At 56.0% G+C, this 26744-nt stretch carries 25 protein-coding genes; 13 read left to right on the forward strand and 12 right to left on the reverse strand.

The features are described 5' to 3' along the window. Positions 1-14 precede the first annotated feature (14 nt). The 6 genes from QFX05_RS06160 to QFX05_RS06185 all read left to right on the forward strand — a co-directional run bounded on the left by QFX05_RS06160 (position 15) and on the right by QFX05_RS06185 (position 6688). A complete protein-coding gene (locus tag QFX05_RS06160) occupies positions 15-1142 on the forward strand; it encodes a glycosyltransferase family 4 protein (protein WP_279741823.1) in 1128 nt (375 codons plus the stop codon). After that, positions 1139-2467: an O-antigen ligase family protein gene (locus QFX05_RS06165; protein WP_279741824.1), complete on the forward strand. Its 1329-nt coding sequence runs from the start codon at positions 1139-1141 to the stop codon at positions 2465-2467. The genes QFX05_RS06160 and QFX05_RS06165 overlap by 4 nt, the downstream gene beginning before the upstream one ends. Further along, on the forward strand, positions 2460-3368 hold the full coding sequence (locus QFX05_RS06170; RefSeq protein ID WP_279741825.1) for a glycosyltransferase family 2 protein: 909 nt from the start codon (positions 2460-2462) through the stop codon (positions 3366-3368). The genes QFX05_RS06165 and QFX05_RS06170 overlap by 8 nt, the downstream gene beginning before the upstream one ends. Before the next feature lie 4 nt (positions 3369-3372). Next, the gene (locus tag QFX05_RS06175; RefSeq protein WP_279741826.1) at positions 3373-4416 is read left to right on the forward strand and encodes a glycosyltransferase family 4 protein; all 1044 of its coding nucleotides are present in this window, start codon (positions 3373-3375) and stop codon (positions 4414-4416) included. A gap of 64 nt (positions 4417-4480) precedes the next feature. After that, complete coding sequence (locus QFX05_RS06180; RefSeq protein WP_279741827.1) at positions 4481-5428, forward strand: glycosyltransferase family 2 protein; 948 nt, start codon at positions 4481-4483, stop codon at positions 5426-5428. 12 nt (positions 5429-5440) lie between these two features. Continuing rightward, positions 5441-6688, forward strand: a complete 1248-nt coding sequence (locus QFX05_RS06185) for a glycosyltransferase (protein ID WP_279741828.1) — start codon at positions 5441-5443, stop codon at positions 6686-6688. Between the two features lie 89 nt (positions 6689-6777). Here the strand turns inward: QFX05_RS06185 and QFX05_RS06190 are convergent, their stop codons facing one another. From QFX05_RS06190 to rfbA, 4 genes are all read right to left on the reverse strand, one after another. Next, a complete protein-coding gene (locus QFX05_RS06190; RefSeq protein ID WP_279741830.1) occupies positions 6778-7086 on the reverse strand; it encodes a PqqD family protein in 309 nt (102 codons plus the stop codon). Further along, the gene (locus QFX05_RS06195) at positions 7083-7940 is read right to left on the reverse strand and encodes a nucleotidyltransferase family protein (protein WP_279741832.1); all 858 of its coding nucleotides are present in this window, start codon (positions 7938-7940) and stop codon (positions 7083-7085) included. Before QFX05_RS06195 ends, QFX05_RS06190 begins: the two co-directional genes overlap by 4 nt. Before the next feature lie 111 nt (positions 7941-8051). Continuing rightward, the gene (locus tag QFX05_RS06200) at positions 8052-9524 is read right to left on the reverse strand and encodes a tyrosine-protein kinase domain-containing protein (protein ID WP_279741834.1); all 1473 of its coding nucleotides are present in this window, start codon (positions 9522-9524) and stop codon (positions 8052-8054) included. A gap of 96 nt (positions 9525-9620) precedes the next feature. Beyond that, complete coding sequence (gene rfbA, locus QFX05_RS06205) at positions 9621-10481, reverse strand: glucose-1-phosphate thymidylyltransferase RfbA (RefSeq protein ID WP_279741836.1); 861 nt, start codon at positions 10479-10481, stop codon at positions 9621-9623. A gap of 74 nt (positions 10482-10555) precedes the next feature. On the opposite strand from rfbA, the gene rfbB reads away from it, so the two are divergent. From rfbB to QFX05_RS06240, 7 genes are all read left to right on the forward strand, one after another. Then, a complete protein-coding gene (rfbB, locus tag QFX05_RS06210) occupies positions 10556-11554 on the forward strand; it encodes a dTDP-glucose 4,6-dehydratase (protein ID WP_279741838.1) in 999 nt (332 codons plus the stop codon). Continuing rightward, positions 11554-12978 (forward strand): dTDP-4-dehydrorhamnose reductase, encoded by a 1425-nt coding sequence (gene rfbD / locus QFX05_RS06215; RefSeq protein ID WP_279741839.1) that lies wholly within the window; start codon positions 11554-11556, stop codon positions 12976-12978. Before rfbB ends, rfbD begins: the two co-directional genes overlap by 1 nt. Before the next feature lie 244 nt (positions 12979-13222). Next, complete coding sequence (locus QFX05_RS06220) at positions 13223-13882, forward strand: 50S ribosomal protein L25/general stress protein Ctc (protein ID WP_279741840.1); 660 nt, start codon at positions 13223-13225, stop codon at positions 13880-13882. 147 nt (positions 13883-14029) lie between these two features. Further along, a complete protein-coding gene (pth, locus tag QFX05_RS06225; RefSeq protein ID WP_279741842.1) occupies positions 14030-14617 on the forward strand; it encodes an aminoacyl-tRNA hydrolase in 588 nt (195 codons plus the stop codon). Positions 14618-14805: 188 nt separating this feature from the next. Then, positions 14806-16104: a cysteine desulfurase gene (locus QFX05_RS06230; protein ID WP_279741844.1), complete on the forward strand. Its 1299-nt coding sequence runs from the start codon at positions 14806-14808 to the stop codon at positions 16102-16104. Between the two features lie 65 nt (positions 16105-16169). Then, positions 16170-16640, forward strand: coding sequence for a Fe-S cluster assembly sulfur transfer protein SufU (gene sufU / locus QFX05_RS06235; protein WP_279741846.1), 471 nt, complete (start codon positions 16170-16172; stop codon positions 16638-16640). Positions 16641-17166: 526 nt separating this feature from the next. After that, positions 17167-17739 (forward strand): adenylyltransferase/cytidyltransferase family protein, encoded by a 573-nt coding sequence (locus QFX05_RS06240; RefSeq protein ID WP_279741847.1) that lies wholly within the window; start codon positions 17167-17169, stop codon positions 17737-17739. A gap of 73 nt (positions 17740-17812) precedes the next feature. Here the strand turns inward: QFX05_RS06240 and QFX05_RS06245 are convergent, their stop codons facing one another. From QFX05_RS06245 to QFX05_RS06280, 8 genes are all read right to left on the reverse strand, one after another. Then, positions 17813-18310, reverse strand: a complete 498-nt coding sequence (locus QFX05_RS06245; RefSeq protein ID WP_279741848.1) for a DUF2505 domain-containing protein — start codon at positions 18308-18310, stop codon at positions 17813-17815. Between the two features lie 258 nt (positions 18311-18568). Further along, positions 18569-19279 carry a glycosyltransferase gene (locus QFX05_RS06250; RefSeq protein WP_279741849.1) on the reverse strand — a complete coding sequence of 237 codons (711 nt, stop codon included), beginning with the start codon at positions 19277-19279 and terminating at the stop codon, positions 18569-18571. Between the two features lie 282 nt (positions 19280-19561). Then, the gene (gene pssD / locus QFX05_RS06255; RefSeq protein WP_279741851.1) at positions 19562-20044 is read right to left on the reverse strand and encodes a PssD/Cps14F family polysaccharide biosynthesis glycosyltransferase; all 483 of its coding nucleotides are present in this window, start codon (positions 20042-20044) and stop codon (positions 19562-19564) included. Positions 20045-20263: 219 nt separating this feature from the next. Then, positions 20264-21496 (reverse strand): Wzz/FepE/Etk N-terminal domain-containing protein, encoded by a 1233-nt coding sequence (locus QFX05_RS06260; RefSeq protein WP_279741852.1) that lies wholly within the window; start codon positions 21494-21496, stop codon positions 20264-20266. A gap of 43 nt (positions 21497-21539) precedes the next feature. Next, complete coding sequence (locus tag QFX05_RS06265) at positions 21540-23534, reverse strand: lipopolysaccharide biosynthesis protein (RefSeq protein WP_279741854.1); 1995 nt, start codon at positions 23532-23534, stop codon at positions 21540-21542. Next, positions 23531-24901, reverse strand: a complete 1371-nt coding sequence (locus tag QFX05_RS06270) for an O-antigen ligase family protein (protein WP_279741855.1) — start codon at positions 24899-24901, stop codon at positions 23531-23533. The genes QFX05_RS06265 and QFX05_RS06270 overlap by 4 nt, the downstream gene beginning before the upstream one ends. Positions 24902-24918: 17 nt before the next feature. Next, entirely contained in the window at positions 24919-25869 is a 951-nt protein-coding gene (locus tag QFX05_RS06275; RefSeq protein ID WP_279741857.1) for a glycosyltransferase family 2 protein, read from the reverse strand. After that, on the reverse strand, positions 25866-26669 hold the full coding sequence (locus QFX05_RS06280) for a CDP-alcohol phosphatidyltransferase family protein (protein ID WP_279741859.1): 804 nt from the start codon (positions 26667-26669) through the stop codon (positions 25866-25868). Before QFX05_RS06280 ends, QFX05_RS06275 begins: the two co-directional genes overlap by 4 nt. Positions 26670-26744 lie beyond the last annotated feature (75 nt).

The following is a 26744-nucleotide window of genomic DNA, read 5'->3' on the forward strand; positions in this document are numbered from 1 at the left end:
GTAGACACTCACTCATGAATTCAAACGGATTTCCCACTGCCCTGTGGGTCGTTCCGGTTCCCGAGTTTGGTGGAGTAGCTCGGCACGTTGTCGATATGGCACGTGCCGGGCTCCCCGGCTTTAACCTGGTGGTTCTCGCACCCGAAGGTAAGCTCACAAGCCGCCTTGAGGAACTGGGCGTCACCGTCATCAAGGCTGAATTTGGCCCCGACTACGGTTTTAAGACTTCCTTTACCTCTCTGCAGAAGGCTATTGAGCAGCTCCGCCCGGATATTGTGCACAGCCACCTGGCGTATGCGGACGTTGTAGCGACCGCCGTGGTGAATGCTCTGCGTATCCGTAGCGTTATCAAGCGTGGCACCTGCGTGCCGAAGCTTCTGACCACTGAACACGGTATCGCCGGTAATGACTCGGTATACCACGGTAGCTCCTGGCGTTCTAAGCTCATGGAGACCGTACACCGTGTGCGCCTGTGGGGTACCGACCAAGCGATTGCTGTTTCTCGTTCCACCGCTGATCAGATGCGTGCCAAGTGGGGCGCTCGTGGCGTGGAGCTGGTGTACAACGGCGTGGATATCCCCGAGGTGCACGCGGCTGTTGAGCAGCAGTGTGCACCCGCTGAGGGCGGCCCTCGTATTCTTTCGCTGTCTCGTCTGTCCCCTGAGAAGGGTATTGACGTGCTGCTGGACGCTTTTGCACAGCTTCGTGTTGATTACCCGCAGGCTCATCTTGAGATTGCGGGCTCTGGCGATTTGGCGTCCGAGTTGCAGGCTCAGGCTCAGCGTCTGAACCTGGGTGATTCGGTGACCTTCAGCGGCTTTGTTAACCCGATTGAGGCGATGGGCCGTAGCGACATGATTGTTCAGCTGTCGGTGTGGGAGAACTGTTCCTACACTCTGCTGGATGCTAAGGCAGCCGGTCTGAAGACGGTCGCTACCGCTGTGGGCGGCAACCCGGAGATTTTGGGTGCCGACGAGCTGGTGGACCGCCAGAGCACAACCCTAACTCAGGATGTTCTGCAGGCTATGCGCCAGCAGATGCAGAAGGGTGAGGCTGAGCCTTTCACCTGGATTTCGAATGAGCAGATGGCCGCTCAGACGGTTGACGTATACGCACGTGTACTTCGAGGAGGCAGCTCATGAGCCAGACTTCGCAGGTTTACGCGCACTTGAACGAGCCCGCTGAGAAGCCGGAAGCTTCACGTTTCTCTGAAGCGGTGTCTCGCAGTAGCGCTTATGTCCGCCATCAGACTAGCCAGATTCGTATGCCTGAGTTCATTATGGCGTTCCTTCTGCTTTTTGGTGATGCTGTGCCTGGCCTCGGTTTGCCCTTTAACCAGGTAGTTATTATCGTTTTGGCGGTATACGGATTGACCCGTAAGCCAACATTTGACGTGAGCCGCTACGCCACCCTGCGGACCATCATGTTTATCGCGATGGGGTACCTTGCAATTGTCTCGTTCTACGGTGTACATTCCGAGGATGCATCGGATTGGACGCGTCGTTTGCTCCGTCTTGTGGCGGCGACAGTCCTCATCTGGGTCATCGCGGATGGGCGTCTACATATCCGCTCCATCGTGTTGGGATATTCCACCGCAATTATCTTCAACGCGGTTGCCTACTTCGTCGGCTTTGCGCCGGTGACCGGTTACTACGGCTACCTGACCGGTTGGCTGGGCGATAAGAACTTCTCGGGTCTGGTGTATTGCCTCTTTGGTTTGCTGATTCTGAGCTTCGCCCGTAACAAGATTGAAGTCATTCTTGCCATTGTGGTTTTTTCTGCTTTGTTGTGGGCTACTGGTTCTCGTACCTCGATTGCTGCCTATGTGGCGGGTCTGATTTGGATTGTTATTGCGAACCGTATGAAGACCTTTGGTCGTATTACGTTGGGTGTAGCGCTGTACTGGTTAATTGATATCTTGACTAGCGACTACTCGCAGTCCGGCGTCTTTGCGGACCGTACCGGTACGGATGCGCTTCGTTCACTGATCGACCAGGCTTCTGAGATTAAGGTTCAGGCTTCTGGCTTCTTCGGGCAGGGCTTGGGCGAAGCATATGTCTATCTGGCACATACTGGTTCGAAGACCTGGTTCTTCCACAATTCATACTGGTCTGCGCTTGTTGAGGGCGGTTGGCCATGGATGATTCTGGTCGTTGCCATTACCTTGCTCTTTATCGTGAATGTGTTTAGCGGCAAAAAGACTCTGCCGACTAAATTCTATGTCGTGCAGGGTGCAGGCGTTGCCATCATGATTTGTGCATCCCGTCTGGGCGAGGTGTTCTACACCTGGCCGTGGGCTATTGCATGCGGTTTTGCTCTACGTGTGTTGCTGCTTGAACGTGAACAGCGTTTGGGTACCGGCCACGATGAGGCAAGTATCGAAGGCTTTGACGAGCGAATTGAAATTCGTGAGGCGGAAGAGAAGTCGCAGCACGCTGCGCCGATGTGGAAGGAAGAAAATGTCTAAGACTAATCGAACTCCTGAAGTTAGCGTCATTATTTGTGCGCTGAACGCTGCATTGACTCTTCCTCGCCAGCTTAAGGCCCTGGAGAACCAGGAAACTATGCTTCCGTACGAAGTAATTTTGGTAGACAACGGTTCAGAGGACAACACCCGCGCCGTTATGGAAGCGTGGGCTCAGGAACCCCGAGAGGATAAATTCATGGTCAAGGTCGTGGACGCCTGCGCAACTCCGGGTATTCCCGCGGCCCGTAACGCCGGTGCATGTGCCGCATCGGGTAGAGTCTTGGCATTCTGCGATGCTGATGATGAAGTATCTCCTCAGTGGGTTCAGGCATTTTCAGAGGTGCAGGATAAGGAACTAGCAGGTGGCTGGATTCGCGCTTTTGACGTTAATGGCAGCCCTCGCCCCGATGCCTTTGGCAAAGGTCTGATTGCGACTCCTTATCTGCCGCACGTGGGCAACTGCAATTGCGCTATGACCCGTGCACGCTTTTTTGAAATTGGCGGTTACGATGAGTCTCTTCCTCGCTACGGCTATGAGGATGTGGATATTTCGTGGCGTCATCAGGAAGCCGACGGCGTGATGCGCTTTATCCCTGAAACAGAGATTCGTTTTACTCTCTCGGAGGGGAAGAGCTCTATCCGTAAGAAGTATGAGCTGGGTGTAGGACGTGTGCTGATGGCCCGTCGTTTTCCCAAGTATGATTCTGCAACGTATTTGTTGAAGTCTACTGTGACCGGCAGTGTTCAGCAGCTGTTGAATATCCTGCGTCAGGCTATGACCCACCGTAAAGTTGCTCGTCGAGATGTTGCCAACTGGGTTGCATCCCTGGGACGTATCCGCGGAAGTATCAAATACTCCGGTAAGAATTATGCACCCGCCCGCAAGCTGGTGAAGGAGTAGAAGGATGGAGAAAGAACTCTACATCGCCACCAATAATGGTGATATTGGTGGCGGTGAGGTCATGCTCCTGAATATTGCTCGAGCAGCCCGTAGCCTTGGCTACAAGGTCACTATTGTGGGTCCTTCCGAGCCGAAGCAGCTTGTAGAAGCTGCTGCGGATGAGGGGTTCCCCCGCATTGTCTTGCCGGCTAAGAACCGCGCACAGTATATGGTGGCTCTGCGTAGCTGGCATGCTCGCCATAAGGACGTTCTATTGTGGTGTAACGGTCTGGTTCCCGCAACAGCAACGGGCGGTCGTAAGAACCGCATCGTGCACCTGCACCAGCTTCCTGCCGGTGTGAACGCGAAGCTCGTACCCTTTGCCCGCCATAAGGCGTCTGTCACCCTGGTTCCGAGCCGCTATGTGGCTCGTGCCTGTCCCGGCAGCCAGCTGTTTGCGAACTGGGTCAGAGGTGTATCCACCGAGCTGGACCACCGTGTGGGGGAGTACCGGCTCCGTGTCGGTTACCTGGGGCGTTTGACTCCGTCTAAGGGCATCGCAACCCTGTGCCAGGCGATGAGTTCCTTGAACTCTAACGGTATCGAATACGACCTGGTGATTGGCGGCGAGCCTGTCTTCGCATCTGACGAAGAACGCGCTGAGGTCGAGGACGCGCTAGCCCGTGTTGCCACGTTCAGCACTCGGTTGGGCTGGACTACCCCGGATCGTCTTTTCGGTGATATCGACATGCTCGTTGTACCTTCGATTGCCCCCGAGTCCTTTGGCTTGGTGGTCGCTGAAGCGATGAGTGCACGCGTCCCTGTGATTGTCAGTGATGCTGGTGCGCTATCGGAGGTGCTGGGTGGCGCATCGTACCCGTATGTTGTGCCTGCTGACCAGCCGGTAGCTCTTGCACAGGCTATTAAGAGCCTGGGTACTGAGCTTCGAGAAGACACAGAAGCACTGGCGGAGCGAACCTCCGAGCTGTTCTGGCGGTGGCAGGAGAACTACTCGCCTGAAGCAGGTAAGGTCCGTGTTGGTGAGATTCTGGAACGTTTTATCCGCTAAGGTGCTTCTAAATCTATAGATCATTCCCAACGGATATCCTCTCACTCAAAACGGAAGGAAAATTATGAAGACTACCCCCCGCTACAAGGCTGCGGTTATTATTCCCTCTCGCGGTGGTGCAGACATTCTGCATTACCCGCTGGATGCGCTTGCCGCCCAGACCGAGAAGGACTTCCAGGTTATCGTGGTCCTCGACGGCGATATTGATAACAGTGAAGCTGTGCTTGACCGCTACATTGCAGAAGGCAAGCTGAACCTGACCAAGATCGTTTTTGAGGAGAACCGCGGTCGTGTGGCAGCGCTGAATGCTGGCCACCGTGCGGCTGATGCGGATATCCTCATCCGTTGCGATGACGATCTTGAGCCTGCTGCTGACTATGTCGAGGCGCAGATTCACCTGCACCGTGATTATGACGGCGTGATTGGCACCTTGAAGAACGTGTACCCGGACACGCCCTATTCTCGTGTGTACGGTAACTTCCGCGATGCACGATTCAAAGAAGGCGCCCTCAGCGTAGCTGAAGAAGGCCGTTGGCTGTACTGGAACGGTAACTCTTCTATCTCTGCGGAGTACTTTGACCGTACCGGCGGATACGACCCTGCGTACCGTCTCTACGGGTGGGAAGACGTAGACATGGGCAAAATGGTCCATGACGCTGGTGGCCGCATCATCATCTCTGATGAAGTTGAGGTCAAGCACTATGCAGAGGCTACCACCACTGCTGTGCGTGCTCTGCGTGCCCTGCACTCGGGCTCTGCCCGTACCATCTTCGTGCGTAAGCACGGCGAGGAAGCACACCCCGCCCCGAACCCGATGGGTCCTTGGGGTTTGCTGGTCAAGATCCTCGCTTATTTCACCACCGAGAAGACCATTAAGGCTCTCGGCGATGCGAGCGATAAGATTCTGCTGAAGCTACCCACTAAGGCAGCTGAGAAGCTTGTGGCGTTGCAGGTTGAGGCTGCATCCTACGCCGGTATTCACTATCCTGAGCGAGCTCAGACAGTTTTCTAGGAGGAAAAGAAAATGTCACTCACTCAGCTCTTGACCTCCGCTCCGGTTACCGGACCGAAGAACCCCGACGCGGTGCTTGCGGATATACCGAAGAGCCTCAAGAAGCTTGGTCGCCTGGCGCGCCGTTACGTGCCGCTGGTCAAGCCTGAGGCTACTGAAGAGATTGCAATTGCCCACGACTATCTGACTCAGCGCGGCGGCGCGGAGCGTGTTGTTCTGGCGATGCACCGTGCGTTCCCGGATGCACCGATTTACACTACTCTGTACGACCCGGAGGGTACCTTCCCCGAGTTCAAGGACGCGAAGATTATCACGAGTCCTTTGAACAAGATTGGTTATCTGCGTCGTAACCACCGCATGGCTCTGCCGATTTTGCCGTTTGCTTCTTCTTTCTTGAAGGTGCCGGCTGAGCGTGCTGTGGTATCGACGACCGGTTGGGCGCACGGCTTCAACTTCGCCGGCCGTAAGTTCATTTACTGCCATTCACCGGCGCGTTGGCTATACCTGAGCGATCAGTACCTGGGCGAGAAAAGCACCGGCCCCGTGCCGCTGCTATTGAAGACCCTGCGTCCTGCGCTGATGCTCTGGGATCACTGGGCGGCTCACCGCTCGGCGGTGTACGTGGCGAACGCGAGCGTGATTAAGAAGCGCATCGAGAACGTGTACGGCAAGAAGGACGTTCCGATTTTCTTCCCGCCGCACTCGGTAGAAACCACCGCACCGGTTGAGCCTATTCCGGGTCTGGAAGAGTTCACCGAATCGGACGATTATTTCCTGATCGTTTCTCGCCTGCTACCCTACAAGAATGTTGATAAGGCTATTGAAGCCTGCAATGAGTTGGGCAAGAAGCTGCTGGTGATTGGTCGCGGTCCGGAGAAGGAGCACTTGGAAGCGCTTGCGGGCCCGACCGTTCGTATCGTTTCGGGCGTTTCGGACGCGCAGCTACGTTACGCGTACCGTCACTGCCTGTCACTGCTGGCTATCTCTTATGAGGACTTCGGCATTACCCCGCTGGAGGCAGGTGCTAGCGGTAAGGCTGTGATTGCCTACCGTGCGGGCGGCTTCCTGGATACCATTCAGGAAGGCAAGACCGGTATGTTCATTAACCAGCCGACCGTGGAGCAGCTGGTGGAAGCTCTCAAGGCTTTCAACCCGGATGACTGGGATGCTGACTACATCCGTGAGCACGTTGACGGTTTCTCGGAGGCTCGTTTCATCACCCGTCTGAAGATGTACGTGCAGGCTCTGCCCGAAGACTAAAAGAGCTAGACGGCTCATAGAAGAAGGCGGGGCGGTAGAACTATAAAAAGTTCTACCGCCCTGCCTTCTTTTTATATTCTCTGAGAGCCTTAGCGGGCTTCTAGGAGCCCCTTGGAGAGCAACTCCGGAATAAAACCCTCAATCTGCGGTCCCATAATCTCTACGGGCTGTTCATACATTTCGCAGAGCGCATCGATAGCATCCTGCAGAGACATCGGATCTTCAAAAATACTCCAAATAATGGAGGCTGAATCCTGTAGAACAGACAGCTCACCGTTGGCAAGATTCGCGAGATAAGTTGCCGTGGGGGAGTACTTAGCGAACTCTTCAGAATGAACGTACGCGATGTTCTCGGGGATACCGTATACGGTCTGACGGAAATCTACTGGATTGCTCATTTATTCACCTTGATTCCGAAACGTTCAAAGAACTTTGCACGTATTTCTGCCTTAGTGGGGGTGCGTCCCAGCTGCATCGCCAGGTGGTCCTTATTTACGAGGAAAATGTTCTTGAGGGTGCGTAGCTTATCGTGCAGGGTGGTCGCTGACTGCAGGCGCCCAATCCACTGAATATAGTGGGGCACATCCTGGGAGACTGAGAGCCACAGCAGATAGTCGCGGTCGTCACGGTACTGCTCCAGACCACCCATAGCCGCGCTATATGCGAGGGATGAGTCAAGCTCCTCGGCACGGGCTCGCAGGCGCTGCCAATCGCTATAGGAGAGTAGAGAAACCAGATAGTTAATATCCGCGCTGTAGCGTGATGCCGCACGGGCGCGGTGAAGCACCACGAGAAGACGTGCGTCCAGATCGCTGGGAACAGCGCAGGGATGGTGAGCAATCATACGGGTCTTACGTGCCGCCCAGACACGGTCAAACGCCTTCTCATAATCGCCGTGGCGTCCAAGACCGGGGAAGAAACGATGAATATCGGTTAGGCCCCATGAAGCGTGGTAGAGCGTCATTGCGTGCTCGAACACTGAGCCTGTCTCGAAGTGCGCTTGAATACGCCATCCATCTGCCAGAAGAATCTCTACAAAACGGTCCACATGAGAGGGACGGATCAGCAGGTCGGCGTCGGAGCTGTACCTACCCTTGCGGTAAATTTCCTGAGAGAAAGCGTAGCCTTTGACATGCAGAATATCGATTGAGTGCATGTCAGCCATTCGTTGGAAGTAGGCGTGCGCAAGCCGAATCCGTGCCGCCAGAGGAGTAGTCTGCGGCTCCGGGGTATTGGGTGAGTGAGTGGTCACAATAGCCTTTCGGTGCACATGTATACCAGATAAGTATAAGGCGGGACGGGCAGAAAAACTGCCCATCCCGCCCTAAGTCGCTCCCTAAGATTTAGGGTGCTTATTACGTTATTACTTCTTGGTCAAGGACTTCTTAGATGACTTCTTATCGTCTTCCTTGCTGTAACCGTAGTAGGTTGCATAACCAACGTAAGCGCTTGAGTAACCGAAGCCGTAGTAGGAGTTACCGAGGCCCTTACGGGGTGCACGGTTCAGAACCATACCGATGAGGTTTGCGTTGACCTTCTTTAGAATGTTGGAAGCTTCAGCCATCTGCTCACGGTGGCTTCGGCCGATAGAAGCAACGAGAATCACGCCATCCACGGAGTGGGAGAGCAATGAAGCGTCGGTCACGGGTAGCAGCGGCGGAACGTCAACGACTACGATGAACTCTTCGGAAAGCTCATTGATCAGCTGGCGCATCTTATCGGAGCCCAGAAGTTCGGAGGGGTTCGGGGGGATACGACCTGCAGGAAGGACGAAGAGGTTTGATTCACCGAGTTGGTGCACAGCGTTAGCGATCTCAACCTGGCCAGCCAGAACCTGGGTCAGGCCAACCTTAGCGTCCAGCTTCAGCTTCTTAGCTACGGTGGGGCGGCGGAGGTCGGCGTCAATGAGGATGACGGGCGAACCCGCATCAGCCATTGCGCGAGCCAGAGACAGCGACACGGTCGACTTACCTTCACCGGGCACTGCGGAGGTGACGATGAACGAACGCGGGGGGGTATCAACATTCACGAAGCGTAGGTTGGTGCGCAGCTGACGGATGGATTCCTGTGCAATGTGGTCGTCAGTGTTGCCGTTAACGATGTTTTCTTCGTTCAGGTCGTCACTAACAGGCAGAACGCCCAGGACGCTTGCACCGGTTGCCTTGGTAGCGTCGTCACGGGTACGGATGCGCTGATCCAGTGCACGGCGCAGGAAGATTGCCGCGTAGACCAGAACCAAACCGGCACCAGCACCCATGAGCACGTTCTGCTGGTAGTTCGGAGCTATCAGCGGAGGGTTTACGCTTGCGTTATTCAACGGAATCACGCGAATGGTGTTGCCTCCAGCAGGTGAAGCAGCAGTATCGTCGCCATTTACCAGAGCCTCAGCGTTACCGGGGTTCTGCTCAATTTGCTTGATATAGTCCGCAGTAGCCTGCAAAGCACTGTTAGCGAGCAACTGTGCGTTTTTTGGCGAAGAAGCTTGCGCGTTCACGGTAATCAGTGCAGTATTTTCACCTGCAGCTGCAGTGAGGCTTGCGCGAATCTGGCCGGTAGTCAGGGACAGCTCAGGGGTGTTCTGCTTAATCTTCTGTGCCACAGCCTCAGAGGAGACGATAGCTGCGTAGGCGCGAGCGCGATCCTTAGCGGCCGAAGAGCCTGAGAGAACATCCACCGTACCGGATTCACCCACGGTCACGTAGCCCGAGGCCGATGCGGCGTAGACCTTCGGCTGGAGAGAGGCATAGCCGAAGCCCGCTGTGGCACCGACAACGATGCCAATGATCAGCAACCAGAGGTTAGCCCTCGTGGTGCGGAAAAATTCCAAAATGGTCATGGTAGTGAGAATACTCCAGAAAGTTTGAGTTAGTGTACCTGCGACGTGGAGTGTTGTTGCAGACGGTGAAGGGATACGAAAATCCCCTGGTGTTTATTAGCGGAGCAATCCGAGCAGGTAGCTACCGTAACCGCTCTTGACGAGGGGGGTAGCAATGTCGCGCAACTGCTCATCGGAAAGCCAACCGTGGCGCCACGCAATTTCCTCCGGGCAACCAACTGACAGGCCCTGACGGCTCTGAACAGTGCGGATGAAGTTACTGGCGTCAGCTAGTGAATCAAAGGTTCCGGTGTCCAGCCACGCGGTACCGCGAGGTAGAACCTCTACCTTCAGTTTACCCTGTTCCAGGTAGATGCGGTTGAGGTCAGTGATTTCCAACTCACCGCGCGGGGAAGGCTTGATCTGACGTGCATACTCTACAACCTTTGAGTCGTAGAAGTACAGACCCGGAATAGCGTAGTCGCTCTTGGGGTTTTCAGGTTTCTCCTCAATGGATAGCGCGTTGAAGTCCTCATCGAACTCCACCACACCGTAGGCGCGAGGGTCAGCAACCTGGTAAGCGAAGACAGTCGCGCCGTCCTTCTGCTCGTAGGTGGCAAGCTGAGTGCCCAGACCGGGACCATAGAAGATATTGTCACCGAGCACGAGCGCTACAGGGTCATTGCCAATAAAGTCGGCACCCAGAATGAATGCCTGTGCCAGGCCATCCGGAGAAGGCTGCACCTTATATTCGAGATTAATACCGAAACGGGAACCGTCACCGAGCAGTCGCTGGAACTGCTCCTGGTCGGCAGGAGTGGTAATAATCAAAATATCGCGGATACCCGCCAACATGAGAGTGGACAGCGGGTAGTAAATCATCGGCTTGTCATAGACCGGAGTGAGCTGCTTGCTAATACCCTGAGTGATAGGGTGCAAACGGCTTCCGGTACCGCCGGCAAGAATAATTCCCTTCATAACTTCTTATTGTGTCATGTTTATCTCTTTGTTGAGGCATAAAAATCACTGTTTAGCCAGGTAAAATCTACCGTATGACTCACATTCTTGTTACCGGCGGTGCCGGTTTTATCGGTTCGAACTTTGTTCACCACCTCATCGATAACACTGATCACACTATTACTGTGCTAGATAAGATGACCTACGCCGCAAACGCCGCGTCTTTGGAAGGTCTTCCTGAATCCCGCTTCAAGCTCGTTGTAGGCGATATTGCCGACCGCGGGCTGGCTGACGAACTGGTCGGTAAGGCAGACGCTGTTGTCCACTACGCTGCGGAATCACACAACGACAATTCTCTGTCTAACCCCGAACCGTTCATCCACACTAACCTCATCGGTACTTTCACCCTGCTGGAAGCAGTCCGTAAGCACGGCACTCGCTACCACCACATCTCCACCGACGAGGTCTTCGGTGACCTTGAGTTGGACGATCCGGCAAAGTTCACCGAAACCACCCCCTATAACCCCTCTTCCCCTTACTCCTCCACTAAGGCAGGCTCCGACCTGCTCGTGCGTGCATGGGTCCGCTCCTTCGGTATTGAAGCAACCATCTCTAACTGCTCCAATAACTACGGCCCCTACCAGCACATCGAGAAGTTTATCCCCCGCCAGATCACTAACATCCTCTCGGGTCTGACCCCGAAGCTGTACGGCGAGGGCCTGAACGTTCGTGACTGGATTCACGCATCCGATCACTCTTCTGCTGTGCTGCGCATCCTGGAGCAGGGAAAGATTGGCGAAACCTACCTCATCGGTGCAGACGGTGAAGAGAATAACATCACCGTTCTGCGCACCATCCTGCGCCTGATGGGCAAGGATGAGAACGATTTCGAGCACGTGGTTGACCGCCCCGGTCACGACCTGCGCTACGCAATCGACGGTAGCCGCCTGCGTGCAGAGCTCGGTTGGGAGCCGAAGTTCACCGACTTCGAGTCCGGTCTTGCCGACACCATTAAGTGGTACACCGAGAACCGTGGCTGGTGGGAGCCCCTGAAGGCTGAAGTCGAGGCTAAGTACGCAAAGGCAGGTCAGTAATGACCAAGGAACTGAAGGTTACTGAAACCGAGATTCCGGGTCTGCTCATTATTGACCTGCCGGTTCACGGCGATAACCGCGGCTGGTTCAAGGAAAACTGGCAGCGCGAGAAGATGCTCGCAGCTGGTCTGCCCGACTTCAACCCCGTCCAGAACAACATCTCGTTCAACGCTTCGGTAGGTACCACTCGCGGTATCCACGCCGAGCCGTGGGATAAGTACGTTTCTGTTGCGACCGGCCGTATCTTTGGCGCGTGGGTTGACCTGCGTGCCGGCGAGTCCTTCGGCAAGCTCGTCACCGTGGAGCTGGGCCCGGACACCGCAATCTTCGTGCCCCGCGGCGTGGGTAACTCCTTCCAGACCCTGGAAGAGAACACTGCCTACACCTACCTGGTGAACGACCACTGGTCGGCGGACGCAGTATCCGGCTATAGCTTTCTGAACCTTGCCGATGAGACCGTTGCAATCGACTGGCCCATCGACCTGACGAAGGCAGAGCTCTCCGAGAAGGACCGTAACCACCCACGTCTGAACGAGATCGAGCCCCTGGAGGCCGATCCGATCCTGATCATTGGCGCGGGCGGTCAGCTCGGTACCGAGCTGGTTCGCCAGCTCACCGAGCAGAACGTACCCTTCCTGACTGTGGATCGCGACCGCCTCGACCTGGGCAAGCCCGAGCAGTGGCGCGATGCATTCCGTTGGCGCTCCTTCCGTGCGGTCATCAATGCTGCAGCGTACACCGCAGTGGATCAGGCTGAAACCCCCGAGGGTCGCCGCGACGCCTGGGCAGCTAACGCCCTGGGCGTGAGCGCTCTTGCCTCCATCTGTGAAGAAGCTAACCTGCCGCTGGTTCACGTATCCACCGACTACGTCTTTGACGGCTCCCTGCCCCTGGGTGAGGAATACCCGGAGAATTATCCCCTGGCGCCGCTGAGCGTCTACGGCGCGTCCAAGGCTGCTGGTGAGGTTGCCGCTGCCGCATGGCGTAAACACTACATCCTGCGCACCAGCTGGGTTGTTGGTGCCGGCAAGAACTTCGTTGGCACCATGGCGTCCCTGGCTGAGCGCGGTATCGACCCGTCCGTGGTTGCCGACCAGTGGGGTCGTCCGACCTTCACACAGGATCTGGCAGCAGCTGCCCTGTACCTGCTCTTCTCCGGCGCTGAATACGGCACCTACAACGTGTCGAACACCGGTGAAGTCATCAACTGGGCACAGTTCGCTCGTGCAGTGTACGAAGGCACCGGCCACGACCCGGCACGAGTCAGCGACACCACCACCGAGGAATACTTTGCCAACGCTGAGCTCTTCGCTCACCGTCCGGCGAACTCGGCAATGGACCTGTCCAAGCTGATTGCTGCAGGCTTCACCCCGCGCGATCACCGCGAGGCGCTCGCCGCTTACCTTGCGGAAATGGGTTCCTAATCCTCGAGGATTTGGTCCTATATCTGCTGATAACAGCATAAAAGGCGTGAAAAGCGCCATATCACAGGTTCCCGGCCCTTGAAGATAGAGCCGGGCACCTGTACAATACTGTCTTGGCCAAGGCGGTGGAATACACGAAACGTGTAGGTCCGTAACTGACGGTGGCTGGTTGGAAAGAGATTTCTGGCGCCAGTCCCTATTCCACTTGGCGCATCACTTCTAACCAAGAAAGGGTGGACAACTCATGTCAGATACCATCAAAATTTCAGCTACCGTACGTAGCGACTTCGGCAAGGGCTACGCGCGCCGCATCCGCATGGCAGGCGACATCCCCGCCGTCATCTACGGCCACGGCGAAGAGCCCAAGCACGTAGTACTCCCCGGCCACGCAACCACCCTGGCTGCCCGCGTCCCCAACGCTATCCTCGACCTCGACATCGAAGGTGAATCACACCTCGCAATGATCAAGGACATCCAGCGTCATGCAATCCGCCCTGAACTGCAGCACATCGACCTGCTGACCGTTAAGCGCGGCGAGCGCGTTGAGATTGAGGTTCCTGTACACGTTGAAGGCGAGCCCGCTGTTGGCGCCGTTGCTAACCAGGAAGAAACCGTTCTTCTGGTTGAAGCTGACGCACTGAAGGCACCCGAAGCTTTGATCGTGAGCATCGAAGGCCGCGAAGCTGGCGCTCACGTTCTGGCATCAGACGTTGAACTGCCCTCAGGCGTAACCCTGGTTGCAGACGCTGAACTGCTGATTGTTAACGTTTCTGAGCCCGAGGAACTCGACGTTCCCGAGCCCGGTGAAGAAGGCGAAAACGCACCCGAGGGTGACATCGTTGAAGCTTCCGAGGAATCAGATCAGGCTGGCGAAGCTCACGACTCAGATAACTCAAAGCACTAGACCGCGCCCTGCACCTAGCGCAACAGTGATTTGTGGATGGCCCGCCACTACCTCTCTTCTGAGGTGGTAGCGGGCCATACTCATAGAATGGTGTAAGTCCATGAATTTTCTAAAAACCTTTTACAGCGCCGTGGAAAGGGCGAAGATATGTCTGATGCGTGGCTCATTGTTGGTCTGGGGAACCCGGGCCCGGAGTACGAGAAAACCCGCCATAACATCGGCCAGATGGTGGTTGATGAACTGGCGCGTGAAGTAGGCGGTGGCTTCAAGAAGCACGGACGCGCGCGCGCCCAGGTGCTGGAAGGACGTTTGGGTATAGGCGGGCTCAAGGTAGTGCTGGCCAAGCCCCTGACCTATATGAACACCTCGGGCGGCCCGGTATCGGCTCTAGCCCAGTTCTACGATATTAACCCCGACCGTATCATCGCGGTGCACGATGAACTGGATATCCCCTTCGACACCATTAAGCTCAAGATTGGTGGGGGAGAGGGCGGTCATAACGGTCTGCGCGATATCACCAAGGCGCTGGGTACCAAGGACTACTACCGTGTTCGCACCGGCATCGGTCGTCCTCCCGGACGCATGGACACCGCAGACTTCGTGCTCAAGCCTTTCAGCAGCACCGAAGCGAAGGACCTGCCCTTCCTCATCTCAAACGCAGCGGATGCAACCATGATGCTCGTGAAGGAAGGCTTGCTGGCAACCCAGCAGCGCTACCACGGAGCAGGCTCCTAGCCGTCTGACCCGTACCGAGTAAATGCTGAACTGAGGTAACGCATGATGCGGGCTGATGCGTGAACTAGGCTCTACCTAACTATGCAAGAGCCAGATGAGGGAATAAGCTAGAAAAGAATGACGTTATACGCTCCACGACGGGAAAATACCCGACCCGTGGAGCGTATGAGCGAGAGAAGAAGGTACCCGTGGCTGAATACTCCACCCCCGCCAATACCCCCCTGAGCGACGACATCGTACGCCAGCTTCGCCAGGACTTCCCGATCCTCAACACTGAGGTTAACGGGCACCCTTTGATTTATCTGGATTCGGGGGCGACCAGTCAGAAACCCCTTCAGGTTCTCGACGCAGAACGCGACTTCTACCTGCACGCCAACTCTGCCGTACACCGCGGCGCCCACACTCTCGCGGTCGAAGCAACCGACCTGTTTGAGGATGCGCGCATCACCGTCGCGAACTTCGTCGGTGCCACTGAGGAAGAAATCGTGTGGACCTCCAACGCAACCGAGGCGCTAAACCTGGTTGCCTACTCCATCGGCAATGCCTCCCAGGGCATCGGCGGTTCCGCCGCTGAGCGCTTCGTGCTGAAGCCCGGCGATGAAATCGTCACCACGGAGATTGAGCACCACGCGAACCTCATCCCCTGGCAGATTCTTGCACAGCGTACCGGCGCGACTCTGCGCCACATCCCCTCCACCGAGGACGGCCAGCTCGACTACGAGGCAGCCGAGAGCATCATCAACGAGAAGACCCGCATCGTGGCCTTCACCCACGTCTCGAACGTGACCGGCGCGATTACCGATGTGCCCCGCATGGTCGCCATGGCACGCAAGTATGGCGCGCTCGTCGTACTGGACGCCTGCCAATCCGTACCGCATATGCCCGTAGACTTCCACGCCCTGGATGTTGACTTCGCGGCGTTCTCCGGCCACAAGATGCTGGCACCCACCGGTATCGGTGCCCTCTACGGCCGTGCTGAACTGCTCGAAGCTCTGCCGCCCTTCCTGACCGGTGGCTCCATGATTACCCGCGTGGGTCTGCAGGATGCCGAGTACATGCCCGCCCCCATCAAGTTTGAGGCAGGTACCCAGCGTGTCTCGCAGGCAGTCGCTTTTGCTGCTGCTGTGTGCTACCTGCAGCACCTGGGCATGGAGAATGTTGAGGCGTGGGAACACGAACTGGGTGCCCGCCTGGTTGAGGGAGTTCAGAAGATTGAGGGTGTGCGCCTGCTCGGGCCCACCGACCCCACCAAACGTGCCGGCCTGGTATCCCTCGCTATTGAGGGTGTGCACCCGCATGATGTGGGTCAGCTGCTCGACACCCAGGGCATCGCCGTGCGCGTGGGTCACCACTGCGCCCAGCCGCTGCACCGCTGCGCAGGCGTGACCGCCTCGACCCGCGCCTCCACCTACATCTACAACACCACTGAAGATGTGGATGCTTTTCTGAAAGCACTTGCCAAGGTGCGCCCCTACTTCGGCTTTTGAAGCAGATGCGTTAGAAGCTAACGTCCCAATTTTTCAGACAGACCAACTGACGGAAGAAGATCACCGTGTCTCTTGAATCCCTGTACCAGGAAATTATTTTGGAGCATTCTAAGCAGCGCAGCGGCGAGCACCTCGTAGAGGTACCCGCCCGCCATGCAAGCGCCGATAACCACCAGTACAACCCCACCTGCGGCGACGAAATCAACCTGCGTGTGGTGCTCTCTGACGAGCTGAAGGACGGCGAGAAGACCATTGAGTCGATCTCCTGGGAAGGTGATGGTTGCTCCATCTCCATGGCTGCCGCCTCTGTGCTTTCTGAAATGGCTCCCGGTATGACCACCTCTGAGCTGCAGAGTCACGTGGATGCGTTCCGCGAGATGCTGCGCTCGCGCGGTAAGGTGACCCTGGACGAAGAGGAGTACGGCGATATGGCGGCTTTCTCCGGCGTTTCGAAGTTCATGGCACGTGTGAAGTGCGCGATGCTTTCGTGGGTTGCGGTTGAGGAAGCTACTAAGGAAGCAGCCGCAAAGAGCTAATTCTTTGCCGAGAGGGTAGGCTGGATTTTTCGGTAAGTAACCAATATTTGAACACCAATCGAAAATATCGAATGGAGCCATCGACAATATATTGCGTGGATATGTAATGCTTTTCGATGAACTTTTAGCGGTGAGCGCTGAACAAGACTCGAGTCGAGAATCTATACCCTACTCTTTCTTGATATAAGATTTCTTCGATATAAATCAATATGATGAAAATATGAGGTGGATACTACTCTGTATCCGCCTCATATTTATATCTTTTCCTTTTTCCTTCAAAAAGGTGACTGGTAAAATAAAAGGACGAGGGGCACCCAACCAGCACCCTCGAGAAACTCTTTTCGGACCCGCATATTCTCATGTGATAGCGAGAAGAAAAACAGCTTAGAGAGAGTATTTTCTCAGTGGTAAACAATCTTCGCTAATTCTCGTGTTTTCACTACAAATATCGGTTATACTTCTCACCCCTCCGATACTTCAACCACACCGGAATAACTATCGCCGCTACCAACCACAAGGAAGCCCCATGATTATTGGCTACGCCGCTGGCGCCTACGACCTTTTCCACTACGGCCACCTCGAGATTCTCCGCAAGGCTAAGGAAAACTGCGACTACCTCATTGCAGGCGTCGTGCACGATGACGTTCTGGAAATGACCAAGGGCCGTCGCCCCGTCATCCCCATCGAAGAGCGTGCCGCCATCGTCAGCCACATCGACTACGTGGACGAAGTGCACATTGAAACCACCCCCGACAAGCTCAAAACCTGGAAGCAGAAGCCCTTCAATATCTTCTTCAAGGGCGACGACTGGAAGGGTACCGAAAAAGGCAACGCCCTGGAAGCACGCTTCGCAGAGGTAGGTGTGGAAGTACACTATTTCCCCTACACCGAGCACACCTCCAGTACCAAGCTGTGCAAGGTCGTTGATTTGCTCGAAGCAGAACACGATCTGCGCGTAGAGATGCGCCGCTTCGCTGAGCTGCTTGGCGAGCGCGAATACTCCGAAGCGATTGTCGCCCCCCTAACACCCCTACCCCTTCATCGGTGCGTTAGAGCTCATAAGACTCATGAAGAGACACAAAGAAGATCCCCGCCGTAAGTACTTACAGCGGAGATCCTCTGCATATTCGCGGTATATCAGCTACACCTCAAAGGTGAGCGTCTCATAAGCTTTAGCGCTGTGCCAGCCACTTCTCAGCGGAGGACCCCAGAACCTTCAGCACACGGCCAACCTGCGGCTCAGCAGCGACTGCAATCTTCTTGCCCACCAGCGGGATGGAGCAGGAAACTTCACCGTTGACGTCCAGGCGGGTCTGCTCACCCTCGGGGGTCAGCTTCTGAGTAGCCTGAGCGGACACGGGCATGCCGTTGACCTTGACCTCGGTAGAAACAGTGCGGGAGCCGTCAGCAGCCGGTGCGCTTACGGTGTCCACCTGGGTCATAGCAACGCCGTTGCCGACGAACTTACGAGCGATGTCCGGCACGCGCTCGGCGGGCACGGTACGCTCGGTGGTTGCGGTGAACTCAGCGGAGGTGTCACCGGAAACGGAGAAGCTACCGAATTCCACGCCAACCTCGGAGCATACGAAGCGTGCGAAATCCTCGTTAGAGAATGCCTCGATAACCTGCTCAACGCTTGCGTTGATAATGGTTGATTCCTGAACTGCCATAATTATTCCTTTCGTAGTGCGCGAAAAGCCCGCGCATTATTCCTTCTAAGGATACGGTGCGCGGGGTTTCGCAACCAATGTAAAGACGCGAATCCACCTGAGAATATGCCGTGAACAAGGGAAAATGTCCGCAGCCTCTCCCAGAGTGGTTGGAGGATTTTCATGCCGGCCTAAAAATGTGGGAAACACCTCCGAGTAGCTCCCACCTCGTATCACTAAGGATGCTGGGTTTAGAAAGCTAAAGCTTTTAGACGCTGGTTAGGTGCTGGGAGCCATCGCGTCAATGCGAGCCATCTCAGCCTTACCCGCACGGTGTGCGTGAACAGCCTGCTTCAAGCGAGCCCAGAAGGAATCCTTACGGTGGGTCTTGCCAGCGAGCAGATTCTGCAGTTCCTTGCCCAGTTGCGCTGCAGAAATCTCCGGGGTGGAGATGTAGGGCTCAGCGGTGCGGAACAGGGAAGGGTTTGCCAGAGCAAGATCCAGCTTGCCGAAGAGGTCTTCGCGGCTTTTAACAACAACAGCGTGACCGCGCTTCTCCATCAGAGTGGTGAAGGGGACCTGGTGGTTGTCAACGACTTCGTCGAACTCTGCGCGGCGCGGAACAGCCAGGGGCAGAGCGCCGGTACGGCGTGCATCATGGATGGAGCCGGGTCCGCCCTGAACCAGTACTACGCGTGCTGTTGCGTAGTAGTCCAGCAGTTCGGAGGCGGGAAGAAGCTTAAGGTTGTCTGCGTGCTTAATGGGAGCAGTGTGGCCATGCTGCACGAGGCAGGTGACCTCGGGGTGAGCCTCAAGATAAGCCTCAACCCAACACAGGAGACGATCAAAAGTGTGAACGTCGGTGCCGAGGGACACCACCAAATCGTATGTCTTAGTAGGAATATGAACGGGCGCGACGGCAGGGGTAAATACGGGCAGGTCGAACTTGGAAGTATCAACGCTGACGTGGGGGAAGTTCTGAATAGACATAGCCTATTCCTCTCTACGTATTTATCGGTAGTAACCCCGTATACTTGACGCAAAAATCCGGAGGGCATCATTGGTATATGCGGCGGTGTCGTGCCGGAGAAAATGGTGAGTAATCTCCGCATACGCTTCTCTGGCGAGTGAGTGGTTAGTTCGCTTGGATGGTGAGTCCATAGCGGAGTGTACGACTTATGCGTATCTGTATGTATTAATTAAATACCATACCCTGAAAATAAGGCCCTCAGTACACGCGAGGACGCTATTTTCAGGATAAATTCATCACTCTTAGAAAATGGGATGAATTACACGAGAATCAGGGAAATTCTCCTGCTGTTCCTCGCTCTGAACAATCATTCGATCAGCAAAGGTGTATAATATCTTGCCAGTCATCGCCGGTAGAGTCGGGCGGTCAAAACACTCAATATAAAGAGTCTTTACGCCAAAGAGTTTAGCCGCCACAAAGAAAGGAACGGCAACACCGGCGCCGGCAGAAACAACCGCATCCGGATGTTCCTTCGGAAAAATATGAAATGCCAAGAACAGATTACGAATAGCGTTCTTAATATTTCGAGTGGTTGGGTAATAAGCCCAATAGGTCTTCTCATCAGCCAGAGAAGATTCAACATCGGTCTGCTTAAAGCTAACCCACACGCGGTCATAATCCTGCCACGCAGCAGAAGTAGCCGTCAGATGCTTCAAGTGTCCGCCACTGCTAGAAACCAGCAGAAGCTTCTTCTTCGGTGCCTGAGAGGAAGCTGCCTCAGTCATAGTGTTCTCCTAAAGCCCGAATACAAGAGAAAAATAAGAAGAGAAGATAAAGGTGAGCTGACGGGTTTGGCAACGCCTGGATCAACAGACCTGCTACAACAGATTCGCCTCAACAGGCGTTACCGACCCCACGCTTAAGGAAGAAGGATGAACCCGCACAGAGGCGAGGCATCCATCAACAGACCCCGATTACGCGCGGTCCAGTTATTCCCGGCCTAGTTATTCGCGGTCCAGGAAAACAGCCAGAGCGTTCACGCCCTCAAGCTGATCCAGCTGAGTGAAAAGCTCACGAACCTGCTGCAGAGAAGTAGCAACAGTCACCGGAACCAGAGCCACGCCGGCAGCCTGAACGAAACGCAGCTGGGTCGACAGGGGAGTAACGGTGCTCAGGCTAATCACCAGAGGAGTCTCGCTCTTCTCAACCAGCGACTCGGGAGTGTGACGGGTCAAAATGTTACGAACCGAAGCGTAATCGGTGAAACGGGCGTACTCGGTGGGCATAACGCGCTGCAGCATCTGGTACAGGTGCTCAACGCCGCGGTCAGTACCGGGTAGAATGACAATGCCGGATGCGCCAGCACTCTTCAGATCGCCATCAGGAGCGCCAATAGTGCGCAGCAGCATGAATGGGTCATTCGATTCAGAAGAGGAGCCCAGCTCGTGAACCGGGATACCAGCATCTTCCAGACGGTCAGCGTAACCAACGTGACGCATGGTGCGGTCACGACCGTAAGCCAGTACAGCACCAATCAGCAGACCGGCAACAGCACCAACAATAGCCATCTTTACCGGGCCAAGAGCCGAGGAAGAAACCGGAATCTGAGCCTCGCTCATCACGCGGCCACCGGTGGTGGAAGTCAGCTGGATCTGGACGCGACGCTCCTGTAGCTGAGAAAGCAGACCTACACGGCCGTTATCACCCTCGAGAGCAGAAATCTGCTCATCAATCTGGTGCACAGCAGAATCAACGCTGCTCTTTAGAGACTCGGAACGAACCTGCAGGTACGCGTTAGCCATAGCGTTAGCGTAACGTGCAGCATCCGTGCCGTTGGGGCGGGTTACCTCAATATCCAGCACGGCAGTCTGGGAGGTACCGGTCACCTTGACGGAGCTCATCAGGCGGCTGGTCAGCTGAGCCTCAGAGAGGGTATCGCCGTTAGCAATCAGAGACTTCGCGGCGTTCTGCGCAACCTCACGAGAGGAAGCAACGCGAGACTCAGTAGCAATATCCACCTTCGTAGAGTTAGCACTACCGGTACCGGCGGGATCAACCACCAGCGGGTAAACAACCAACGAAGCCTTAGAAGTGTACTTGCTATTGGTCATGTAGCCGTAAGCGGCACCCGCTACAGCGAAAACCACGACCGACAGCAGAATTAGCAGACGGTGTCGAAAAATGCGACGTACCTGGCTGCCAAGGGTAACTGAGGAGGTATGAGAGGTGTTATCCATAAGGACATCCTAGAGGAAGAGAAATGTAGAAGAAGTCGAAGGCTTAAGACTTCGCGCGGCGGGCGGAGAAGAAGCGCTCAATACCGAGAGCCTTGCGGAAACGGTATAGCACCGCACCGTATACCGGAACAAGCAGCACCAGGTACACGATGATGCCCTGAACGCTCTGACCCAAGAAGGCCAAAGACACCAGAGCATACGCTGTCGGGACAGCCGCACCCACGAAGAGTGAAGGAGCCATCTCACGGAGCGAAGCACGAATACCTACGAGGCGGAACACCTGGTAGCTCGCCAGGAAGGTGTCAACCAGCAGAGCAGAAGCCCAAGCCGTCACCGCACCGTAGAGGCCCCAGACCGGCACCAAGGTGAAGTTCAAGGTCACAGCCACCACCAGCGAGGAGAGCTTGTTCAACAGCTGCCAGCGACTCTTACCGCTCATCAGCAGAACAGACTGCACCCCACCGGTACTTATCGACAGCATCGCCGCCGGGCAAATCACCCAGAGAATACCGGCGCCAGCCTCAAAGCCCTTACCGAAGAAGCCCAGAAGAACCGGACCAAAGAACGCCAGAGAGAGGTAGAACGGCCAAGACAACGCAGTCAACACGCGAGTGGTCGAAATGAACATCTCTCGAGCACGATCCAGCTGACGAGTAGCCAACGCCGCACTAATCGATGGGCCGGTCACCACGCGGCCGGTGTGCTCAATCATGGCACCCACACGAACACAACGGTTCACAGCACCATAGACACCACCGGCAACGGCACCTGAGAATGCCGTCACCACCAGCACGTCAATCCATTCCAAGATAGTCTCCATAACGGTAGCGACACCCCGTGCAGAGCTGAAACCCCAGAACGAACGGAATGTCTCGGTCGGAGAATCTTCAGAAGGAAGAACCTCCACATGCTCCTCAGAAGGGAACGCACGCTCCAAAAGCCACAGGGCAACCACCGCAGTAATCGCAACCGGAATAGTCCAGGCGTACACCAAATCCATGAGCTGACCCGAGAAAAGAACCACCAAACCCACTGCCGCAAGACGCAGAGTAGGAAGCAGAACATTCTGTAGGAGCGTAAAAGTCACCACACGCTGCAGACCGCGTAGCGCGCCGAAGAACACCGTCATCAACGCCGCTAGCAGCACAAAAGCTGAGCTGACGCGCATTGCCGCCTGATACGCAGGAGCCATCGGCACAAGCTTGGTGTACATGTACACACCCGCCACCAGAAGTACCGAAGTCACCAGTGAAGGAATCAGACCGTAACGGATCAGCTGCGGAAGCACACCGTAACGACCCAGCGCACGCTGAGCACTCATCGTACGAACCAAGCCAGTATCCGCGCCGAAGGTCACCAGCGAAATCGAAATCGCGAATAACGCCATCAGACGGAAAAACTCGCCCGAGCCCTCAGCACCGATACCGTTCGACACCACCATCGTGGTCACAAAGGCGATACCCGCACCGTACATCACACATAGAGAAGCAAGAGAGCCGCTCTTTGTGAGGCTGGGCTGCTTATCCCTTCCGGGAGTTTTCTTAACCGGCGCGCTCTTCACGGACGCGGTATCGGCCTGAGTACCTGATACGGAAGGCTTAACCTTCTCATTCAGAGTCTTTTCTTCCTGCGCCTTTTCTACAGCCCCAGCAGTAGCCGGGACAACCCGCCGGGAACCGGACAGATGAGCACCCGCTACAGCGGTAGCTTTCGCTGCTGAGGAACCTACAGCTGAAGTACCTGACTCCGAAGAATCCGCCTCCAAAGAATCGGGCAACGATCCTTCGGAAGCAAAGCCTCGAGCCGGAGGCACAATTGACAGTGCCATAGTCGCAGGAAAACGACCGGAACGGATATCATCCACCGTCAGAGCGAACTCATCGGCAGAAGACTCTGCCAGCGAGTCAGCCTGCTCCACATACTCGCCGCTCTCATGCAGGTGTGCACAGCGGCTAGGATGGCCACCCGTCGAGTAGGCATCATCGAAAGGTGAAACCGCGGTGGTCTCTAAACCACGGGGGGACTGGTTCTTCGTCATAACCGCTCACCATCCCGGATGGAACGGATGCAGACCATCGACGCCAGCATCAGAATGGTTAGCTGAGCAATATCGAAACTGTAGAAGATGAAAACAACACAGCACGTGACCGGCACGCTATGTAGCCAGTACCCGGAGGTGGTCTTCACTCGCGCGCCGCTTGCCACAGTGCACGCCATGAAGAGCACGAATAGCGCCAGACCCACGAAGCCGAAGCAGAACATCAGAGTCCACAGGTACCCCTGGGTACCCATTGACACACCAATGCTTGGTTCCATACGCGGAGCGCCGTAACCAATAATCGGGGACTCCAAGGTTGCCTTCCAGGTGGCGCGGTAGAGCGCCGCACGACCACCGGTGGAGTCCGAGTAGTCCTGACGACCCAGAATATTGTCCACAGTGCCCGACGCAAAGAGTGTCACAACCATAGCTACGATTGCCGCAACACCCATACCCACCGCACGCCAATGAGCCGCCAGGAACTGACGCAACAGTACGTATGCTGCGCTGATGCCAAGACCAATGAACATACCGCGGTTACTGGTCGCAATTGCTGGCACGGTAGAAAGTGCCATACCGATCAGCAACGCAATACGCAGCCAGATGGAACGCAGACGAAGTAAACACGCCAGCATCACCGGGGTGAGCAGGGTGTACGCCAGACCCCAACTATTTGTATAAGGGAACGGTGCGGAGGGTCGAATATACGCCTTGGGTGCACCCCAAGGATGCTGAACCTCAGCCAGGGGAGGAAGCATGTAATCGCGAACCAGCGGGTTCTGCATAAAACCAGCAGGCATGATGAAGCTCATTGGAGTATGCAGACGGAACTCGGGGAAGAAAACACCACCGTAACCCAGAACAATCAGGGTCACCCACAGAGTCGCTAGACCACTCAGCAGCCTATTGATGCTAATAGAGGATCGTGCGTTGTAGTAGTACAGGGCGTAAATGCCGGCACTGAGAATATTTATAAAGCGCAGACCCCAACCAATAATGTCGGTGGAGCGGGTCAGTGCAAGGGCTGCAACAATAACCCACACGCAGAATACGCCCCACACCCACAGGGAACCGGGCACATGCACATTACCTCGAATAATGAGGTAAAAAAGCATGATCGCTGCCAGTACCAGCGGTGCAACCTGAAGCACACCCAAAGCCCACAGCGCCGGGAAGCTGTACAGCAACCCCAACAGAGGCCAGGCGGGGAGCTTCTTCTGCGCCGTAGATACCGGGTGGTTGCGCGCGCGGACACGCAGAATACCGCTGGGCGGTGTGGCCACCGACCCGGTGGAAACCGACCCGGTGGAATCCTTGAGGGTCACAGGCGAAGTACCCGGAGGGGAAAGAACGGAAGAAGAAACCATATCTGTGCGATACCTGGTTAGAGACCTCGACCGGTCTTCTGGACGAGATCAAGAAGAGTAGCGGGCTTAATAATGCCGGTGGACACAATATATGCCGCCCAAGCACGAAGCTGCTTGGGGTCGCGGCGCAGAGCAGCGCGAGCGTAGGCACGCGCCTGCTTGTTGTTACCCAGGGACGCCTGAGCGTATGCAATCTGACCGGCGATACGTGCCAAGCCTTTGGGATCCTGCTCGAATTCGGGGAACTTACGCAGAATGTAGCTGAGGCCGTCAACCATGGATTGCCACTTGCCGGAGAAGAAGGAAGGGCGGTCCCAGAGCACCAGAATCAGCGGCTCGGGTACGCTCAGTACATCGCCGTGGCGGGTTGCGCGTAGCAACAGGTCGTAGTCTTCACCATAGGCGGCGGGCAGCTCCTCATCGACCAGACCGATGCGGGCGGGCTTACCGTCAACGCCGAGTAGATCCTCGCGGGAGTACAGCATGGCGGAGGGGTGAATTTCGGTAATGCGCGAACGCAGGAAGTCAGCGAAGGTTGCGTGCTCGGGTGCCCGGCGCACGATGTCCTGACCGCCGGAACGGACGGTAATACCCGAAGAGATAGCGGCTGCTTCGGGGTTTTCGCGCCAGAGAGCGACCTGCTGGGTGAGCTTGGAAGGCATCCAGTAGTCGTCATCATCGCAGAAGCCAATCATCTCACCGATGGAGGCGATGATGCCGCTGTTGCGGCCGCCAGCCAGACCACCGGAGCGGGTGTTGGAGACAATCTTCAGGGCACGGTTTTCACCGACCTCAATGTCCTCAAGGCGGTCGGGGTCGACTCGGTCAAAGACGACAACAACTTCAACGTAACCGCGGTAGCTCTGCTCAAGGATGGAACGTACAGCCACGCGTAGCAGTTCGGGACGCTTGCCGTTGGTTGTGATAACAGCGGAAACAGCAGGGTTGCGAGAGGTGAAGCGCATCATTGGGGTTCTCCTGACTCAGCGGGGGTCGCGAGGCTAACGTACTTGCGACGCATGGACAGAAGGGCGGTTGCTGCATTAGCCAGTAGAAGCAGTGCGTAGATGATGACGAATACGGGGCCGAAGCCAACAAAAATGTAAATCCAGCAGAGGGCGCCGGCGTCCATGTGCAGGTTGATGAAGGAGCGCAGGGGACCACCGCTCGGGGGAGCAGCGGTCTTGCGGTTGTTGCGTAGCTGCTCAGCCAGAGTCTGGCTCATGAAGTGACCGGCGGTCAGCGCGGTGAAAATCATGGGCATCGCAATGATCCAGCTGTTGAATGTGCTGGATCCGGTGAAGGAGTAGTGCGCCGGGTACAGCAGGAAGGAGAGCAAAGTCGCCATGTGCACGGAGGGCACACGGATGGAGTCGACTACATGGTCGAGCCACTCACCGGCGGGGGAGGATGCGCCGGTCACGCGAGCAACCTGGCCATCAGCGGAGTCCAGGCCGTAACCGAGGGCGAAGAGTAGTGCAACGCAGACACCCATACCAACGCTAGGTGGGTAGGTAATCAGAACGATGAGCCCTGCTGCGGAACATGCGGCGGAAATTGCGGTGACGCGGTTGGGGGTGATGCCCAGCGCGACAGCAGTCGCGGCGAAGTAGCGTGCTACTCGGCGGTTGACCCAGCGGGTGTAGGCGGGAACGCCAATGCTAGGCTTCTGCGCTGCTTCAAGAGAGCGCAGGGTGTGAGAAAACTTCGCAGAAAATCCCGATGTGGGCGTGGAATTTGGGGTGTGAGGTGCCTCAGAGGTGGACATGTATATTCCTTTTTAACCGGTGAGAGAAGTGAAGGAGAGTGAATTACTCCCTTTCGAGATGGTTGCGAGAAAGTC

The organism is Rothia similimucilaginosa (assembly GCF_029850875.1).
GTDB lineage: Bacteria > Actinomycetota > Actinomycetes > Actinomycetales > Micrococcaceae > Rothia.

Excerpts from the sequence above, each read along its gene's own strand:
- QFX05_RS06180 (WP_279741827.1), top strand. The coding sequence starts at position 4,481 with ATGAAGACTACCCCCCGCTACAAGGCTGCGGTTATTATTCCCTCTCGC.
- QFX05_RS06260 (WP_279741852.1), bottom strand. The coding sequence starts at position 21,496 with ATGGATAACACCTCTCATACCTCCTCAGTTACCCTTGGCAGCCAGGTA.
- QFX05_RS06275 (WP_279741857.1), bottom strand. The coding sequence starts at position 25,869 with ATGATGCGCTTCACCTCTCGCAACCCTGCTGTTTCCGCTGTTATCACA.
- QFX05_RS06240 (WP_279741847.1), top strand. The coding sequence starts at position 17,167 with ATGATTATTGGCTACGCCGCTGGCGCCTACGACCTTTTCCACTACGGC.
- QFX05_RS06160 (WP_279741823.1), top strand. The coding sequence starts at position 15 with ATGAATTCAAACGGATTTCCCACTGCCCTGTGGGTCGTTCCGGTTCCC.
- QFX05_RS06185 (WP_279741828.1), top strand. The coding sequence starts at position 5,441 with ATGTCACTCACTCAGCTCTTGACCTCCGCTCCGGTTACCGGACCGAAG.
- QFX05_RS06200 (WP_279741834.1), bottom strand. The coding sequence starts at position 9,524 with ATGACCATTTTGGAATTTTTCCGCACCACGAGGGCTAACCTCTGGTTG.
- QFX05_RS06250 (WP_279741849.1), bottom strand. The coding sequence starts at position 19,279 with ATGTCTATTCAGAACTTCCCCCACGTCAGCGTTGATACTTCCAAGTTC.
- QFX05_RS06270 (WP_279741855.1), bottom strand. The coding sequence starts at position 24,901 with ATGGTTTCTTCTTCCGTTCTTTCCCCTCCGGGTACTTCGCCTGTGACC.
- QFX05_RS06190 (WP_279741830.1), bottom strand. The coding sequence starts at position 7,086 with ATGAGCAATCCAGTAGATTTCCGTCAGACCGTATACGGTATCCCCGAG.
- rfbA (WP_279741836.1), bottom strand. The coding sequence starts at position 10,481 with ATGAAGGGAATTATTCTTGCCGGCGGTACCGGAAGCCGTTTGCACCCT.
- rfbD (WP_279741839.1), top strand. The coding sequence starts at position 11,554 with ATGACCAAGGAACTGAAGGTTACTGAAACCGAGATTCCGGGTCTGCTC.
- QFX05_RS06265 (WP_279741854.1), bottom strand. The coding sequence starts at position 23,534 with ATGACGAAGAACCAGTCCCCCCGTGGTTTAGAGACCACCGCGGTTTCA.
- pssD (WP_279741851.1), bottom strand. The coding sequence starts at position 20,044 with ATGACTGAGGCAGCTTCCTCTCAGGCACCGAAGAAGAAGCTTCTGCTG.
- QFX05_RS06280 (WP_279741859.1), bottom strand. The coding sequence starts at position 26,669 with ATGTCCACCTCTGAGGCACCTCACACCCCAAATTCCACGCCCACATCG.
- QFX05_RS06170 (WP_279741825.1), top strand. The coding sequence starts at position 2,460 with ATGTCTAAGACTAATCGAACTCCTGAAGTTAGCGTCATTATTTGTGCG.
- pth (WP_279741842.1), top strand. The coding sequence starts at position 14,030 with ATGTCTGATGCGTGGCTCATTGTTGGTCTGGGGAACCCGGGCCCGGAG.
- QFX05_RS06165 (WP_279741824.1), top strand. The coding sequence starts at position 1,139 with ATGAGCCAGACTTCGCAGGTTTACGCGCACTTGAACGAGCCCGCTGAG.
- QFX05_RS06175 (WP_279741826.1), top strand. The coding sequence starts at position 3,373 with ATGGAGAAAGAACTCTACATCGCCACCAATAATGGTGATATTGGTGGC.
- rfbB (WP_279741838.1), top strand. The coding sequence starts at position 10,556 with ATGACTCACATTCTTGTTACCGGCGGTGCCGGTTTTATCGGTTCGAAC.
- QFX05_RS06245 (WP_279741848.1), bottom strand. The coding sequence starts at position 18,310 with ATGGCAGTTCAGGAATCAACCATTATCAACGCAAGCGTTGAGCAGGTT.
- QFX05_RS06220 (WP_279741840.1), top strand. The coding sequence starts at position 13,223 with ATGTCAGATACCATCAAAATTTCAGCTACCGTACGTAGCGACTTCGGC.